Origin of the sequence: Mesobacillus persicus (genome assembly GCF_900109925.1) — a bacterium.
Classification (GTDB): Bacteria; Bacillota; Bacilli; order Bacillales; family Cytobacillaceae; genus Mesobacillus_B; species Mesobacillus_B persicus.
Genome location: NZ_FOBW01000006.1, coordinates 130,041 through 147,189, shown reverse-complemented (window position 1 = coordinate 147,189; position 17,149 = coordinate 130,041). Strand labels below are relative to the sequence as shown.

Below are 17,149 nucleotides of genomic sequence, written 5' to 3'. Positions count from 1 at the left end.
CTTATATAGGACAAGCTGTCATATATTTGAAGGTAGAGAACAAAAATTAGGAGGAACAAAATGAGAGACATAGTTAGGAGATTACTAATTGCCGGGTTGATTGCCCTTTGTGTTGGCATGCTCTTTCTCGGTGGTAAGCATCCTAGAGCGGAAGAAATAGGTGGTCAAACTGAGCATTGGATTTGGCCCGCGGATGGTGAAATTACGGATACCTATGGGACTCGAGGGGGGCTTCATAAGGGGCTTGATATTGCGGCTGATTTAAAAACCCCTGTATATGCGGTGGATGAAGGCGTAGTCAGTAAATCGTATTATTCCGATACATATGGTCATGTGATCTTTATTAAACATAAGAATAACTTTGAAACGGTTTATGCCCACTTACATAAAAGAAATGTAAAAGAAGGGGAAAACATAAGCCAAGGGGCGTTAATTGGTGAGATGGGGAACACAGGTGATTCATCTGGGGTTCATTTGCATTTTGAAGTTCATCATGAGGAGTGGACTTACAGTAAAGAGAATGCCCTGAATCCCGATAATGCCTTAGGTCTGACTGAAGTTGGACAAGTTGTAATGGCCCAGAGCAAGGCATATCCAGGTGAGACAATTGAAACTGCGGGGCATCCCCATCCAGAAGAAGAGTTGCAAAATTCACGCCTCGTATTGGATTCAAGCTCTGAATCACCCGAGAGTGGACATAGTGAAGAACAGTCTTTAACCCACTTAGTTCAACCAGGAGAAACTTTATGGTCGATTGCCCAGAAGTACCAGTCCAATGCTTCGAGAATAGCAGAATTGAACCATATTCAAGGAGATAAAATTCAAGTTGGTCAGAATTTGACGATTAAGGAAGTGGAAACAAAGCATTATATAGTTGGGCGAGGAGATACCCTCAGTTCAATAGCAAGAAAAACTGGTGTAAGTGTTAAGGAGCTCAAGAGCAATAATCAGCTCGATTCAAATGTAATCTATCCGCAACAAGTATTAATTATCACGCAATAGACTAAAACGAACGAGGTATGTTTACCTCGTTTCCTTTATCCAATGCTTGTGCGTTTTTTCACATGATATTCAGAGGTTTTAATTGTTAATATCCTTCTTCTTTTAGTATAATAGATTTGTATTTAAAATTTAATATGATCTATCTTCGGGGCGTGGTGAAATTCCCGACCGGCGGTGATGAGTAAATGCTCTAAGCCCGCGAGCCGTAAGGCAGGATTTGGTGCGATTCCAAAGCCGACAGTATAGTCTGGATGGGAGAAGGTGGAGGTTCTGCGGACGTTCAAAAATTATATCTTTTTGGATGTTTATTAAGTGCACCTTCATTTGAGATTACTCCCTCTAGCCAAAGGCTTGAGGGTTTTTCAATTGGGTGCATTTTGTTTGCTGAACCTTTCTTCTTTGAGGTGGATCTCAAAAAGGAGAGAGGAAGAAAATGAAAAAATTTAGTGTCAAAGCATTGGTTTCAATTGGGATGTTAAGTAGTATTTCTTATGTATTAATGCTATTGAATTTTCCGGTACCGCCATTTCCAAATTTTTTAATGGTTGATTTTAGCGACATACCTGCGTTAATTGCCGCGTTAATCTTTGGCCCAGCTGCGGGAGTGCTGGTTGAACTTTTCAAAAATATAATGGATTATTTTATGACAGGAAGTGCTACTGGCGTACCAGTAGGTCATATTGCTAATTTCGTAGCGGGAATTCTGTTTGTCTTACCTGCTTATTATATTTATACGAAATTAAAAACAAGTAAGGGAATGACTCTTGCTCTGGTAATTGCAACAGTGGTGATGAGCATTGTCATGAGCGTGCTCAATTACTATGTAATCATGCCAGCTTATACATTGTTCCTAAATATGCCAGCCATGGCTGCTCCTGAGTTAAAAACGATGATTGTTACAGGCATTTTGCCGTTTAATATTTTTAAAGGATTATTAATTTCATTGGTATTTATGTTATTGTTTTCGAGAATGTCTACTTGGATTAGTAGGCAACAGTATAAAAGTGAGAGTATATAAGTTTAAAGCAGTGGCTACATATAGCCGCTGCTTTTTTGAGTACATCTGGTTACAGGCTCAATGCCTAAATAAAAACCTCTGCTGAATTAGCAGAGGTCTTGTTTATAGCAAACTACTATTCGAATTTTAATGCGTCACCATCGAATGGCTCGTCAGCTATTTTGATCGAATCAGTTGGACAACCTTCAAAAGCATCCATCATATCATCTAGTAACACGTCTGGAATCTCAACAATGCCTTCGTTATCATCAAGTGTTACGAACGCAATGCCCTCATCATCATAGTCGTAGATGTCTGGAGCAGCCGCGCCACATGCACCACATGCGATGCAAGTTTCTTTGTCAACAATTGTATACTTTGCCATGAAAAAAACCTCCCGTATTTAAAACAGTTTGGTATCGTTTTCGTAAAAATATTATGTGAAAACGTCAGCCTCATGTTTATTGTAAAACTGTATCACTAACTTTTCAATAAAAAAAAGATTGAGAATACTTTTCAATGGTTAATTTTACATTGGTTAATAAGATGTTTCGTCATTAATTGTCGATTCATGCTAAAATAAAGCTAGGCACTTAGTATTTGATCAGTAGGTAAAAATTAGCCATAAAAATGAAAAGGTGAACGAATGACGATTTCATATTCAGATGCGGTACTTTTGCACTGCTTAAACCAAATTAATAATGAACGTTCCATTTATTCGCTTTATCATTTATTTCAAGGAAAAAAATCCTCCCAGACGATTCAAGATGCCCATTTATTTAACCTAACAGCCTTCTTTCGTGCTTTTCCCCTCCTAACAAGAATGGAGTTAGAGAAGGCGATTGAGGAACTGCAACATAGCGGATTACTGGAGCGTACATCCAACGAACACTATCGTTTGAACAAATTTGGAGAAAGCGCATTAAGAGAATTTCATACACGAAACGAATTGCCCCCGAAATTCCTAGAGGGTTGGAATTACCATCATCTTACTACTGTTTTTTGGGAAAGGTTATCCATTCTCGTTCAGGTTTGTTCCAATTTAGTCCATCAAAAAAAAGGGTTTATTCCGGTCCAAAATAAACAGGAAACACTTGAGTGGGTTAAAAGCTACATAAAAGCGCAAAACATCAATAGATATGATTTGGCTGAGCAACTATATAATGAGTTGATCTTTTGTTTAGAGTCTGAACAAACCATTCAACCATCAGTCCTAATCCTGAGAATGACAGGAAATAACAGGATAGGACTAACATCAAAGCAAGCGGCAGACATGCTAAATATGGAGAATACTCATTATCAATTAGAGTTCCTTAATGTCATTCACTTTATGATTGGGACTATCTCTGCTAATCAGGATCAATACAAGCAGTTAAGCGGTTTAGTTCGAGATGCTCAAAAAACTGTTCCATTTACACTTTCTACAGAAAAAACCTATCGATTAATCGAAAAGGGGTTTACTCCAATAGAAATCGCAAACATTCGTAAATTAAAGACTAGCACGATAGAAGATCATATTGTTGAAATAGCTCTTCATTTAGAAAGCTTTGATTTAAATAAGTATGTCAATGAAAATAAACAAGAGAGAATTATGAAAGTTGCAAATGAAACGTCTGCAAAGAAATTAAAGCAAATTCGTGACTACGTGAATGATGCTAGTTATTTTGAAATACGGCTTGTGTTGGCGAGGAATGGTGGTCGACAGTGGAATTAGAGAAAGCTCTTTATAAATACTTTGGATTTACTACCTTCCGAAAAGGTCAAAAAGAAATCGTCAATTCGGTCCTAAGGGGAAAGAACACGCTTGCAATGCTACCAACAGGTACAGGTAAATCGTTGTGTTATCAATTACCGGGTTACGTGCTTAATGGTCAAGTAGTAATTATTTCACCGTTGCTCTCTTTGATGCAAGATCAAGTAGAACAAATGAAGGCGATGGGGGAGAAGCGGGTCGTTGCCATCAACTCCTTTCTGACACCAGTTGAGAAGAGACAAATACTGCAAAGACTTCCGAGTTATAAATTCATTTTTGTATCCCCAGAAATGCTCGGAACCGATCTTATCGTGAATAAAATGAAACAATTAACTATTTCTCTTCTTGTTATCGACGAGGCCCACTGTATTTCGCAATGGGGGTATGATTTTAGACCTGATTATTTAAAAATAGGTGACATTAGGAAATCTTTGGGTTCTCCGCTTACGATTGCCTTAACAGCTACCGCTACTAAAGAGGTAAGGCAGGATATCATCCGTTATCTCCAATTAGAAACTTGCGAAGAGTTTGTTTTTACTGTTGATCGTCCTGAAATTGCCATGGGAATTGAAAAAGTAGGTTATCAAGAAAAGGAAGAGAGAGCGCTTGAATTGGTCAAACAGATCCAAGGGCCAGGTATTATTTATTTTTCTAGTAAAAAGTTGGCAGAGAAAATGGCGGTCAGGCTTCGTGATCAAGGAGAAAGAGCGATGGCTTACCACGGTGGGCTTGACCAAGAGGCGCGAATTTTAATTCAACAACAGTTTATCCATGACCAGCTTGATGTCGTATGTGCCACTAGTGCTTTTGGGATGGGGATTAATAAAGACAATGTCCGATTTATCATCCATTTTCATATGCCGCTCCAATTAGAATCCTATTTACAGGAAATTGGAAGAGCGGGAAGAGATGGGCTTGAGAGTCTCGCAATTTTGCTATATGCGCCTGGAGATGAGCAATTAAGTTTGCAGTTAGCAGAGGGAGAACTACCCGAAAAAGAACAAATAAATCGGTTATTTACTGTCATACAAAAGAACCAATTGAAGATAGAAGAGTTATATACTCATGAAGAATTACTTATTACTTCATGCGGTTTTAGTGAAACCCAATGGAGATTTGTAGCAAGTTTTATTACGAGCCATGGGAATGAAAATTCTCTTAATGTGAAGGAACGTTTAACCAATTATGTTTCAAACCGACTTCAAATAAAAAAGGATAAAATTTTTAAGGTATTAGACTATATCCAACAGAATGAGTGTAAGCGGTCCTTTATCCTTCGCTACTTTGGAGAAAGAAGCACCTCAAAACCGAAAAATTGCTGCAGCTATTGTGGATTGAACTTAGGAACATTCCGAAAAGTTTTCCCTACAAATGACAGGGGACTCTTACCTTTTAATTGGAAGGATGAACTAGCTTCCATGCTATTAAAACGAGTAGGCGAGACAAATGAAACTAAATGAATATAGAGACTTAATCAAAGGTTTAACAGATAAAGAATTACTGTTTCATCTTTATTTAACACAACTTATACTATTGATTATTTCCATAATTCTTGGCCTGATATTTATGGACAGTACGAGTGAGTTCCTCAGGCTATTCGATTGGGCTGACCCGTTAGTCTGGAAGGTTGGAATCTCTGTTGGTTGTCTCATCGTGTTGATAGATCTAATTCTGATGAGATTATTACCAACGTCTACTTATGATGATGGTGGACTGAATGAAAGGATGTTCCAGAATAGGAATATTGTCCATATAGCCGTTATTGCAGCTTTTGTTGCATTCAGTGAGGAAGTATTGTTTCGGGGGATTATTCAAACTGAATTTGGCATAATTGTCTCCAGTGTTATTTTTGCTCTTGTTCATTATCGTTACTTATTTAATTGGTTTTTATTTTGTAACATTATTTTATTGAGTTTTGTTATTGGGTTTATCTACATGAAAACAGGTAATTTAGCTGTAACCATCACTATGCATTTTGTCATTGATTTTCTCCTGGGTCTATCCATTCGTGTAAGAAAAAACCGACCATTAGGAAGAAGGGATGTTGAATGAATAAGGAAACCCCATATCGCAATCAAGTAGAGCAGACACGTAAGAAAATTGTTCGTGAAAAAAGTACAAGCCATGAGAAGGCAGAGTTGCCGCCAAGGAGCAGACTTCACGGACAAAGCCAGAAGAAAAGGAACAATAAGTGGAAATTGAAATATCCGGTTATTCGCCTGTTGGTTCTGTTTTTTATTCTTTTGCCGATTTCAATTTTTAGCGCATATAGCTACCTGAATAACGAAACCGGTGAAAAAGATAGTCGTGCCGTCCAATCAGGAGGCTATGAGAAAATTAATTTAGAAAAAAACAAACCTTTAGTTGAAGAAAGCACTCGTCCGGTCATGATTGAAGAGAAGAGTTTTAAGGAAGAGAAGGCAGATGCAGCTGTTTTGCCGACACCATTGGAAAGTAAATCAATGCTTTCTCAGGGGGATACTAAGAATTCCCCACCCCCTGAAATGGGATCTGTAAAGGAAAATAGAGAGTCCCCACCAGCGAGCGATGATGGTGATCCACAGGTACTCGAGCAACCGCACGAAAATCAAGAACAACCAGAGAATCCAGCGGAGGAAAATATTGTCTTCCATACTGTTGGTCAAGGAGAAAACCTCTTTAGGATTTCTTTAAAATACTATAACTCACAAAACGGCATGGAAATCATACGAAAAGCCAATAATCTCCAAGGGGATGAAATTAAACTGGGTCAAGTTTTAAAAATCCCCCTTGGGAATTGAGAGTAAGCCGATGATATCGGCTTATTTTTTTTGGTCCTTTTCTCAAACTCTGTCGCTTTCAGAACCTAAATGGGTTTTGTAGCTATGTTTTCACTTAAAAGAAGATTTAGTTTTATGAAAAGAACCTGGCAAGCTTAGTTTAATTGTAACGAATAGCTTTTGCTGCGTTAAAATCGGCTTTTGGTTTTTAACAACAACCTTTTCGGAAGCAAGCAGACTTTTTTATGTACAAGCTTCATAACTTAGTAAACACAGGCATATATTTTTCGTGAGGAGGGTGAATATGGAGCATTCAATCATACACCTTGATGACCGTACCGATCAGGCTACAAAGCAGATGCTAACTAATGTTGTGAAGCGGAAACAAAAGTATGATAATTTTAAAAATAGGCATCTTACTGTTATGACTTTGACGATGGGGATGGCTACAGTTTTTTTATTGTATATGTATTTGACAACGATAAAACCCTATTCTTATTCTTTTTATGAGGTTTTTTCGGCATTTTTTAGTCAACCAGCAAATTTATATCTATTTATAATTACAGGCGGACTTTTTGGGTTGATGAACCTTCTGAGGGAGAAGCGGGATAAGGCTGAGAAAGAATATCATGCTCTAAGGTGTGAAATTATAGATAAGAGTAAGGATTTGTGGAAAAAAGAGGATGCATGGAAAAATAGACATCTCGTCTATGAAATGATGAAAGAAAAATACGATATAAATTTATATCATGAAAATAAATAATTCCATTATCCAGTTTGGCATAAGTCCTCTTCTGGAATTCTTTAGGAATTCATGCTAGTCTTAAGTCATTCATCCTCTCGTACATTGTATGGGAGGTTTTTCACTTAGTTTATTTTTGTAAAGAAGTTATTTTTCAAGATTTGGCTCCGATAGGACAAAGTTTTAGGGAAAGAGCCGAACTTAAAGAAGAAAGGGTTAAAAAATGGGATACCTTTATCTTTTTATGGCTATTTTGGTATTAATAGTAATTGGTCTAACTTTATTTATGTATAAAGAAGCTCATACAGACAGGACTTTGGTTCAAAAATTACCATTTGAAAATTTACCCCCTGATTTTGGCGAATTAACCATATTTTTTATCTCAGATATCCATAAAAGATTGATTTCGCATACTATTATAGAACGTATCATAGGGAAAGCAGAAATCGTAATTATTGGCGGAGATTTAGCTGAGAAAGGGGTTGGGTTAGATCAAGTTAAAGAAAACCTGACCAGGCTAAAGCAAGTGGCTCCCCTCTATTTTGTCTGGGGAAATAATGATTATGAGTTAGATCCCATCAAACTTAAGGAATTAATGGTGAGCATGGACGTAACAATTCTAGATAATTCGTCTGTTCAATTGAAAACGAAAACAGGGTCAGTATTTGCTCTTATTGGGGTTGATGATTATTCAGTCGGTCAGAGTGATTTAGAGGTAGCTCTAGAAGGTACAAGTAGAACTCCATTGAAAATACTTGTAAGCCATAATCCCGAAATTATGAACTTTGTTACTCCCGAACACCATATACAATTGGTGCTTAGTGGTCATACGCATGGAGGACAGATTAGATTTCTAGGTTTGGGTTTATATGAATTGGGCGGTATCAAACGCATAGGTAAATCTTTATTATTCGTAAGCAACGGGTATGGAACTACAAGTCTCCCACTAAGGCTGGGAGCTAAAGCGGAAACGCATTTATTAACCATCGACCGTTCTTAATGATCGGCTGTGTTGAGGGACATAGGATTTAACAACTGCATATTGTTGCCGAGGAGATTCGAACTTTAAATGCTAACGCTGACGCAAGATATTCCATAAGGGAAAGTTGGACACGCTCCATGACTATCGAGGAGTGAAAATCAACAGGCATGTTTAACGAGGCCCATTGAGTAAAAATAGTGAGTATTCATAGAAAAAACTCACCATTGATGGATTATTTCATACACTGTAAACAAGAGCTTCGTTAACGGCAGGGGGCACAATAATGCGCTTAGAGAGGTTAACATATAATAAAATTAAAATATTTTTAACAATGGATGATCTTTCAGATCGAGGATTATCAAAAGAGGATATTTGGAAAGATTCGATGAAATGGAATCAACTGTTCCATGATATGCTCGAAGAAGCAAGTGACGAGTTTGGACTTGAAATTATTGGTACGGTTGCTGTGGAGGTTTTCTCACTTCAAGCTCAGGGGATGGTCATGATTGTTACCATGGAAGAGCAAGAGAATGATGACGAACCCTTTGATGATGGCTTTATTGAGATGCAGGTTTCAATGGAAGACAGTGAAATGATTCTTTTTGAATTTGAAAACATAGAAGACGTAATTCAACTGGCAAAACGATTAGCTGGTGCCGGTATCGTAGGTGGTAGCCTTTACTACTTTAACGAAATGTATTATCTGAGCATGGATGGCGTACAGCCTGATGCTAATAAAACGGTGTCACTGCTAGCTGAGTATGGTAATCCGTCTATTTTTAGCATACATCGAATAATAGAGTACGGGAATGAAATTATGAAAGAAAATGCAGTGGAATTGCTTGTTCATCACTTCTTTTAACAGCAGTCTGTCAAAGACTGCTGTTTATTTATAAGAACTAAACATTCGACTAACGATAATCTTCGTCTTATATATAAAAGTTTTATCAAAAACCAGTTTCTTTCTTCTTGCATTAAATATCCAAAGGTGTATACTATGTCATGAAAGCGTTCTATAACAACTGTAATTGTAATTTAGGAGGATTTCAAGAATGGCGGCCGCACAAAATGACGGGAATGTAAATACAGAAGATAAACTTGACGTCCTGCGTTCAACGCAAACTGTTATTCATAAGGCTTTAGAGAAGCTTGGCTACCCTGACGAGGTCTATGAACTTCTGAAGGAACCCCTAAGAATGATGACTGTCAAAATCCCTGTTCGGATGGACGATGGTTCAGTAAAAGTTTTTACTGGCTATAGGGCACAGCATAATGATGCTGTAGGGCCAACTAAAGGTGGAATAAGATTCCATCCAAATGTAACGGAAAAAGAAGTGAAAGCGCTGTCAATTTGGATGAGTTTGAAATGTGGGATTGTAGATCTGCCATATGGTGGTGGAAAGGGTGGCATTATCTGTGACCCTCGCGATATGAGTTTTCGGGAATTAGAGCGATTAAGCCGTGGATATGTTCGCGCAATTAGCCAAATCGTCGGACCTACAAAAGATATCCCCGCACCCGATGTGTTTACAAATTCACAAATTATGGCATGGATGATGGATGAATATAGTAGAATTGATGAATTTAATTCTCCAGGCTTCATAACAGGAAAACCTTTGGTCCTAGGTGGGTCCCATGGAAGGGAATCAGCAACAGCAAAAGGCGTAACCATATGTATTCGTGAAGCAGCCAAAAAGATGGGGATTGAATTAGAAGGGGCTAGAGTCGTTGTCCAAGGATTTGGAAATGCTGGTAGCTTCCTATCTAAATTTATGCATGACGCGGGTGCTAAGGTTGTTGGGATTTCCGATGCGTATGGAGCTCTTTATGATCAAGAAGGTTTAGATATTGATTATTTACTCGACCGACGTGATAGCTTTGGGACAGTAACAAAATTATTTAATAACACTATATCCAATAAAGAACTACTTGAACTTGATTGTGATATTCTCGTTCCTGCTGCAATTGAAAATCAAATTACCGAGGAAAATGCCCATAATATCAAGGCTAGCATTGTGGTCGAAGCAGCAAATGGACCAACGACTTTAGAGGCGACACAAATCCTTTCTGACCGTGGAATCCTACTTGTCCCTGACGTGTTAGCGTCGGCGGGAGGGGTTACTGTTTCTTATTTTGAATGGGTACAAAATAACCAGGGTTATTACTGGACAGAAGAAGAAGTAGAAGAAAAACTAGAGAAGGTAATGGTTAAATCCTTTGAAAGTATCTATAAGACGGCCAAGAGTAGACGGGTTGATATGCGTTTAGCAGCCTATATGATTGGCGTTCGAAAAATGGCTGAAGCTAGCAGATTTAGAGGGTGGATTTAAACAATAGTTGTTCTTTATTGAATGTGAAACGAAAATCTCCTATCATTTAATGTAGGAGATTTTTTTATTGGTGGATTTTTTAAGGAGTGACAACAAAAGATGTCAAGAGAAGATGTTATTATTATAGGTGGTGGCCCTTGTGGCCTTGCAGCGGGGATCGCAGTAAAGAAAATAGGGAAAAATCCGTTGATTATTGAAAAAGGGAACATCGTTAATGCAATATATCATTACCCAACACACCAGACCTTTTTTAGCAGTAGTGAGAAATTATCAATTGGCGATGTTCCGTTTATTACTGAGGAACATAAACCAAAACGAAATCAGGCTCTTGTTTATTATCGAGAGGTCGTAAAACGTGAAAAGCTGCGGATTCATCCGTTTGAGAAGGTACAGAATGTACAAAAACAAGACGATGGGTTCTTTAAGATTTGTTCTGATAAGGCTGAGTACACCGCTGAGCATGTCATTATTGCTACAGGCTATTATGACCACCCTAACTACATAGGAGTACCAGGAGAGGACTTGCCAAAGGTTTCACACTATTTTAAAGAGGCACATCCATACTTTGATATGGATGTTGCTGTTATCGGTGGAAAAAATTCTAGCGTCGATGCCGCTCTCGAACTTGTTAAAGCAGGAGCTAGGGTAACGGTATTGTACCGCGGGGGAGAATATTCAAGCAGCATTAAACCTTGGATTCTTCCTGAATTTGAGGCACTAGTTCGAACAGGTGTTATCGCTATGGAGTTTCATTCTGTTGTTCAGGAAATTAAGGAAAAAGAACTCATATTTGTCCAAAATGGGAAACAAAAAATTATAAAGAATGACTTTGTGTTTGCTATGACTGGATATCATCCTGATCATCAGTTTATTAAGAAAATGGATGTTGGAATTGATGAAAAGACTGGTCGTCCTATTTTTGATCCAGAGACAATGGAGACTAATGTTCCAGGGATTTTCATAGCAGGTGTTCTAGCTGCAGGAAATGAAGCGAATGAGATCTTTATTGAAAATGGACGCTTCCATGGCGGGCAAATTGCAACGGCAATCCAGAGAAAAGAACAAGCGCAATAACGAAAACGGCAGTCTGTTTTTACAGAACTGCCGTTTTAATATTTTCATCCGTTAATACAGAGTGTTGGTTCCACTCCTAAGTGCTCAACGAATAGTGGGTGTGCTAGGTTGACTTAACAGCGCTTGGTGAAGACGAAAAAGACGGAAAATGTAGCAGGAAACCATCTTCATAAGGCCGATGAAGATGAAAATAGCTAAAAACCAACATGAAACTATCCTTCATAAGACGTATTGCGGGTCACCCAACGTAGTAGTTAAGTGCTTTCTGCTCCAATGAACTTTTAATAGGATATATTTAGATTTGTAGCAAGTTGACGCCTTTAATTTCGAAACATTTCTTCGATTTCTTTCATGTCATTGGTAACTTCGAGGGCAATTAATAATTTTATCCGGGCCTTTTGACCATTTAGTCCATTTGAAAAGATGACTCCTGCTTCTTTTAGTTGTTTACCGCCACCTTCGTAAGCGTAAATATCCTGGACAATTCCATTAAAGGCGCGGGAAACAATAACCACAGGGATATTATTAGCAATTAATGCTTTTATACCTGGGACTGTCGCTGGGGGCATATTTCCTTGGCCTAGTGCTTCTATTACTACACCATGAACTTTTAGGTCCTGAACAGCTAAAAGTAAGGATGAATCCATTCCGGCGTGAGCTTTAACAATCACGACCTTTTTGGTTATATCAGAAATCGCGTAATTCTCGTGATAAGAAGGCATATGATGAAACAAAATACCTTGTTTTGTTACGATTCCAATCGGTCCGAATTGAGGGCTTTGGAATGTTGAGACGTTACTTGTATGCGTTTTTGTAACGTTCTCTGCGGTGTGAATTTCATCATTTAATACCACGAGTACGCCCTTGTTTCGTGCATCTTCACTAGACGCTACCCTTATTGCTGAGATTAAATTATATAAACCATCAGAACCAATCTCGTTGCTAGAACGCATAGCCCCAGTTACAACAATTGGAAAGTTAGCCTTTACAGTAAGATCTAGGAAATAGGCAGTCTCTTCTAACGTATCGGTTCCGTGCGTAATAACTGCCCCATCAATCCAGTTTTTCTCTGCATAATGGTCTAGCATTTGTTTTAATGTCATCATATCCCTCAGTGTAATATGAGGTGAAGGGAGGTGAAATGGTTCTTCAACAATCAGGTTTGCTAGGCCACTTAGAATTTGGCCTTCTTCAGTTAACGGGTTCTTTGCACCTGGTTTAACAGCACCACTATTATCCTCACTCATGGATATAGTACCACCAGTATGTATAAGTAGAATGTTTTTTTTCAAATTTTTTCTCCTTCCGCCTGAATCTAGAAGAATTCATTTTCTTTCTATTCATATCATGATACGATGATTAAAACAATTTGAAAAGAGGATAGCTCATGCTCGGAATTGTTACTGCTGGAATTGCTCCTGGTCTGGCGCTCCTAAGTTACTTTTATTTGAAAGATCAATACGGTTCAGAGCCGTTTTCTATTGTCTTTAAGACATTTATATCTGGTGCCTTGCTGGTTTTTCCTATCATGTTCATCCAATATGTACTTGATAAGGAAAATGTTATGCAGGGCTTATTTTATGAACCCTTTATAACCATGGGACTACTAGAGGAGTTCTTTAAGTGGTTTATTCTGTTCTACACTATATACCAACATGTTTCTTTTGATGAACCTTACGATGGCATTGTATATGGAGCTTCAGTATCACTAGGTTTTGCAACCGTTGAAAATATCTTTTATCTCTTTGCGAATGGCCTAGAATATGCGGTTGGTCGTGCTCTTCTTCCTGTTTCTAGTCATGCGTTATTTGGTGTTATTATGGGGTATTACCTCGGCAAGGGAAAGTTTTCATTAGAATCGAAGTGGAAATGGTTATGGCTCTCTCTCGTTGTCCCGGTAATGTTACATGGAAGTTATAACTATATATTAATTACTTTGGAGGATTGGCTGAATCTGATGATTCCATTCATGATCTTCCTTTGGTATGTTGGATTGAAAAAAGTGAAAAAAGCTCGCTTAATGAGTACCAAACATTTTGAGGATAATCTCCTTTTTGAGAAACCTTTCATTTCAGGGAAATGAGGGTTTTTTTTATTTTCTTGCATAATTCAACTGATGTTACAAAAAATAGGATTAATCTTAAATGTTACTAGTATACATCTTGGGGGGTTATTCGTGAAAATCAAATCATTAGTAAAAATGGTTACTGTGCTAGTACTACTAATCGCGATTGTTCCATGTAGTCACTTTGAACAGAGGGCAGAGGCTTTTTCCAATCAAGTCGTTCAGCAAGGTGCAGTTGGAGATGACGTTATTGAATTGCAATCAAGGCTCCAATATCTTGGGTTTTACAACGGGAAAATTGACGGAGTCTTCGGCTGGGGTACTTACTGGGCACTTAGAAATTTTCAATATGAATTCGGAATGAAAGTGGACGGGTTAGCAGGACAACAAACTAAGGCTAAACTCGTTAAGGCATCAAAATACCATAAGGAACATGTTAAGAAAAATATTAACGAAGGCAAAAAATTCACCCATTATGGTGGAACTGATATCAATAAACAAGGTGGAGGCACTGCGGCGCCAAAAAATAATCAATCAGGTGCCCAGGGAAATAAGCCTTCTGGGACGCAAGGGAATAATCAAGGAGCGAACCAACAAGGTGCTAATCAGCCTGCGCCAAAGCAACAAGCTGCTCCTTCTAAAGTTACTGCTGCAAATACACCTAATGGATTTTCGCAAAATGATATTCAATTAATGGCAAATGCCGTTTATGGTGAAGCGCGCGGAGAACCTTATGAAGGGCAAGTAGCGGTTGCAGCTGTCATTATTAATAGACTGGAGAGTGCAACATTTCCAAATACTGTATCGGGAGTAATATTTGAGCCGCTAGCTTTCACTGCAGTTGCAGATGGCCAGATATGGTTGACACCAAATGAAACGGCTAGAAAAGCAGTTCTCGATGCGATAAACGGTATGGATCCTACTGGTGAAGCAACTTACTACTTTAATCCAGATACCGCAACCAGCAGTTGGATTTGGGGTCGCCCACAGATTAAGAAAATCGGTAAACATATCTTTTGTAAATAGAGGTGAGGAATTTTGCTAAGAGGAATCTTGATTACAATTCTTACGATTGGGGTTGCTGGTGCAGCGTTTTGGGGCTATCAAGAGCATCAAGAAAAAAATGCAATTCTTCAAAATGCGGAAAATAATTATCAAAGAGCATTTCATGATCTATCCTTTCAGATGGACTTGTTAAACGATAAAATCGGTACTTCACTGGCAATGAACTCTAGGAGTTCCTTATCTCCAGCCCTAGCGGAAGTTTGGAAGATTACTTCTCAGGCACATAATGATGTAGGACAGCTCCCTTTGACACTGGTTCCATTTAATAAAACAGAGGAGTTCTTGGCGAATGTGGGGAATTTTGCATATAAAACCGCTATTCGTGATTTAGATGATGAACCTTTGACGGATGAAGAATATGCTACATTAGAAACCTTGTATAAAGAATCTGCTGATATTCAGAATGATTTAAGGGAAGTTCAACATATGGTCCTTGATAATCATTTAACATGGATGGATGTCGAATTAGCGCTAGCTACTGAAGGTGCGCCAGCAGACAATACAATTATTGATGGCTTTAAAACCGTCGAGAAAACCGTAGAAAGCTATTCGGAGACTGAGTTTGGAGTAGGAATGGTCGGCATAAAAAAAGAGGATGACAACTTTAAATATTTAAAGGGAAAGAAGATTAATAAGGAAGAAGCGGTTGAAACAGCAAAAAAATGGGTTACACCTGGTGAGAACTTTAAAACGAAGGTAACAGAGAATGGAAAAGGTGCTGATTATGGCTTTTTCAGTGTCTACATGGAAGGTGACCGCAATAAAAGTCATGCGACAATGGACATAACGAAAAAAGGTGGCTTTCCCATCTGGTTTTTGGTTTCACGAGAGGTGGAAGAGCAGAAAATCAGTTTAAATGACGCAACGAATAAAGCGATTGCTTTCTTAAAGGATCACAATTTTACGGATCTTGACCTTTTTGAAAGTGCACAATATGACAATATGGGAGTATTCACTTTTGTCGGTACAAACGGGGACACACGAATCTACCCTGATGCAATCACAATGAAGGTAGCTCTAGATAACGGTGATATCATCGGATTCTCAGCAGAGGATTACCTAAAGTCACATCATGAAAGAGAGATTGCTGAACCAAAAATCACAGCAGCTGAGGCAAAAAAACAAGTGAATCCTAAGGTTAAAATTATGGAAGAACGCCAGGCTGTTATTCTCAATGATTTAACCAAAGAAGTATTATGTCATGAGTTTACTGGAGTATTAGGAGATGATACTTACCGTATCTATATCAATGCTGAAAGTGGTATAGAAGAGAAAGTTGAAAAGTTGGATAATGCAGAACAAATTTATGAAGATGTAGTATGAGGAAAAGCTAAGGCTTTTCCTCTTTCCTAATAAAGAGTTCAAGGGGATAATAAACGGAAAACATTCCCATACTAGCAAAGAAAGGGTGGGACTGTTTGTGAAGACCTTTGAAAGAATCTTAGTAAAATTAGCTATCATTCAATTTGCTTTTTTATTGATCACCCAGCTTTTCTTCCATCAGTTAAACGTTTTCCCCGAGCTAAAGACCATTACCCAATATGAAGGGGTTGTGAAAGAAAAAAATGCTGAGTCGGTAGAAACGATATGGGAACTAAAGAAAGCAGGGAAATGACCTGCTTTCTTTTTTTCTTGCTTTTTCGAATCTCATCTTGTGTTAAAATGAAGAGAAGATTATTAACACCGTTTGTTTTAGGAGGCACTATGGAAAAGAGGATATCAATAGCAATAGACGGCCCAGCTGCCGCAGGAAAGAGTACCGTGGCTAAAATCGTAGCTGAGGGACTGCAATACATATATATCGACACAGGTGCGATGTACAGAGCACTAACGTACAAGTCGTTGGATAAACAAGTGGACCTTCATAATGAATCTGCCCTAATGGATATCTTAAATAAATCAGAAATTGAATTATTGCCTGGTGAGACGGGCCAAGTTGTGTTATTAGATGGCAAAGATGTAACAAAGGAAATTAGAACAGCTGCAGTGACAAACAATGTTTCCGTTGTGGCAGCTCATGAAGCGGTTAGAAAAGAAATGGTTATGCGCCAGAAACGATTTGCCGAAAAGGGCGGCGTTGTGATGGATGGGCGAGATATTGGAACTCATGTATTACCGAAAGCCGAAGTGAAGGTTTTTCTACTTGCAAGTGTTGAGGAAAGAGCTCAGCGAAGACATACTGAGAACCTTCAAAAAGGCTATCCTTCTAATCTTGAAATCCTAAAAGAGGAAATTGCTAAAAGGGACAAGTTTGATTCTGAACGGGAAGTAGCACCTTTGAAAAAGGCGGAGGATGCAGTTGAAATTGATACGACATCCCTAACCATTCAGCAGGTTGTTGATCAAATATTGAAGCTTGCTCTTGAAAGGATTGGATGAC

18 protein-coding genes and 1 riboswitch are annotated in these 17,149 nt (G+C 38.4%); of the genes, 16 read left to right on the top strand and 2 right to left on the bottom strand.

The genetic code is table 11. From position 1 onward, the window contains the following. The first annotated feature begins 60 nt into the window (after positions 1–60). Both BMX30_RS10330 and BMX30_RS10325 read left to right on the top strand, forming a co-directional pair. On the top strand, positions 61–1,002 hold the full coding sequence (locus BMX30_RS10330) for a peptidoglycan DD-metalloendopeptidase family protein (protein ID WP_090744676.1): 942 nt from the start codon (positions 61–63) through the stop codon (positions 1,000–1,002). Between the two features lie 137 nt (positions 1,003–1,139). Continuing rightward, positions 1,140–1,269: riboswitch (FMN riboswitch) on the top strand. 166 nt (positions 1,270–1,435) lie between these two features. Then, positions 1,436–2,020: an ECF transporter S component gene (locus BMX30_RS10325; RefSeq protein ID WP_090744673.1), complete on the top strand. Its 585-nt coding sequence runs from the start codon at positions 1,436–1,438 to the stop codon at positions 2,018–2,020. A gap of 115 nt (positions 2,021–2,135) precedes the next feature. On the opposite strand, the gene BMX30_RS10320 is transcribed toward BMX30_RS10325, so the two are convergent. Further along, a complete protein-coding gene (locus tag BMX30_RS10320; RefSeq protein WP_090744672.1) occupies positions 2,136–2,384 on the bottom strand; it encodes a ferredoxin in 249 nt (82 codons plus the stop codon). 261 nt (positions 2,385–2,645) lie between these two features. Here BMX30_RS10320 and BMX30_RS10315 point away from each other — a divergent pair, with 261 nt between their 5' ends. From BMX30_RS10315 to BMX30_RS10275, 9 genes are all read left to right on the top strand, one after another. Then, positions 2,646–3,713, top strand: coding sequence for a YpbB family protein (locus tag BMX30_RS10315; protein WP_090744669.1), 1,068 nt, complete (start codon positions 2,646–2,648; stop codon positions 3,711–3,713). Beyond that, complete coding sequence (locus BMX30_RS10310) at positions 3,704–5,212, top strand: RecQ family ATP-dependent DNA helicase (protein ID WP_090744666.1); 1,509 nt, start codon at positions 3,704–3,706, stop codon at positions 5,210–5,212. The genes BMX30_RS10315 and BMX30_RS10310 overlap by 10 nt, the downstream gene beginning before the upstream one ends. Further along, the gene (locus BMX30_RS10305) at positions 5,199–5,804 is read left to right on the top strand and encodes a CPBP family intramembrane glutamic endopeptidase (RefSeq protein WP_090744663.1); all 606 of its coding nucleotides are present in this window, start codon (positions 5,199–5,201) and stop codon (positions 5,802–5,804) included. The genes BMX30_RS10310 and BMX30_RS10305 overlap by 14 nt, the downstream gene beginning before the upstream one ends. Then, positions 5,801–6,532 carry a LysM peptidoglycan-binding domain-containing protein gene (locus tag BMX30_RS10300; protein WP_090744660.1) on the top strand — a complete coding sequence of 244 codons (732 nt, stop codon included), beginning with the start codon at positions 5,801–5,803 and terminating at the stop codon, positions 6,530–6,532. The genes BMX30_RS10305 and BMX30_RS10300 overlap by 4 nt, the downstream gene beginning before the upstream one ends. Positions 6,533–6,815: 283 nt before the next feature. Further along, positions 6,816–7,274, top strand: a complete 459-nt coding sequence (locus tag BMX30_RS10295) for a YpbF family protein (protein WP_090744658.1) — start codon at positions 6,816–6,818, stop codon at positions 7,272–7,274. A gap of 202 nt (positions 7,275–7,476) precedes the next feature. Then, on the top strand, positions 7,477–8,253 hold the full coding sequence (locus BMX30_RS10290) for a metallophosphoesterase (RefSeq protein ID WP_244532553.1): 777 nt from the start codon (positions 7,477–7,479) through the stop codon (positions 8,251–8,253). Positions 8,254–8,518: 265 nt separating this feature from the next. Continuing rightward, positions 8,519–9,097 (top strand): genetic competence negative regulator, encoded by a 579-nt coding sequence (locus tag BMX30_RS10285; RefSeq protein WP_090744657.1) that lies wholly within the window; start codon positions 8,519–8,521, stop codon positions 9,095–9,097. A gap of 190 nt (positions 9,098–9,287) precedes the next feature. Continuing rightward, the gene (locus BMX30_RS10280) at positions 9,288–10,565 is read left to right on the top strand and encodes a Glu/Leu/Phe/Val family dehydrogenase (RefSeq protein WP_090744654.1); all 1,278 of its coding nucleotides are present in this window, start codon (positions 9,288–9,290) and stop codon (positions 10,563–10,565) included. Between the two features lie 99 nt (positions 10,566–10,664). After that, positions 10,665–11,639, top strand: a complete 975-nt coding sequence (locus BMX30_RS10275; protein ID WP_090744651.1) for a YpdA family putative bacillithiol disulfide reductase — start codon at positions 10,665–10,667, stop codon at positions 11,637–11,639. Between the two features lie 320 nt (positions 11,640–11,959). On the opposite strand, the gene BMX30_RS10270 is transcribed toward BMX30_RS10275, so the two are convergent. Next, a complete protein-coding gene (locus BMX30_RS10270; RefSeq protein WP_090744648.1) occupies positions 11,960–12,931 on the bottom strand; it encodes an asparaginase in 972 nt (323 codons plus the stop codon). 95 nt (positions 12,932–13,026) lie between these two features. Between BMX30_RS10270 and prsW the strand changes: the two genes are divergently transcribed. The 5 genes from prsW (at position 13,027) to cmk (ending at position 17,148) form a co-directional block, all read left to right on the top strand. After that, on the top strand, positions 13,027–13,722 hold the full coding sequence (gene prsW, locus BMX30_RS10265; RefSeq protein WP_090744645.1) for a glutamic-type intramembrane protease PrsW: 696 nt from the start codon (positions 13,027–13,029) through the stop codon (positions 13,720–13,722). Positions 13,723–13,839: 117 nt separating this feature from the next. After that, entirely contained in the window at positions 13,840–14,730 is an 891-nt protein-coding gene (gene sleB, locus BMX30_RS10260; protein WP_170843849.1) for a spore cortex-lytic enzyme, read from the top strand. Positions 14,731–14,742: 12 nt separating this feature from the next. After that, entirely contained in the window at positions 14,743–16,092 is a 1,350-nt protein-coding gene (gene ypeB, locus BMX30_RS10255; RefSeq protein ID WP_090744639.1) for a germination protein YpeB, read from the top strand. Between the two features lie 97 nt (positions 16,093–16,189). Further along, positions 16,190–16,384: a YpfB family protein gene (locus BMX30_RS10250; RefSeq protein ID WP_090744636.1), complete on the top strand. Its 195-nt coding sequence runs from the start codon at positions 16,190–16,192 to the stop codon at positions 16,382–16,384. Positions 16,385–16,473: 89 nt separating this feature from the next. Continuing rightward, positions 16,474–17,148 (top strand): (d)CMP kinase, encoded by a 675-nt coding sequence (gene cmk, locus BMX30_RS10245; RefSeq protein WP_090744633.1) that lies wholly within the window; start codon positions 16,474–16,476, stop codon positions 17,146–17,148. Position 17,149: the final 1 nt, after the last annotated feature.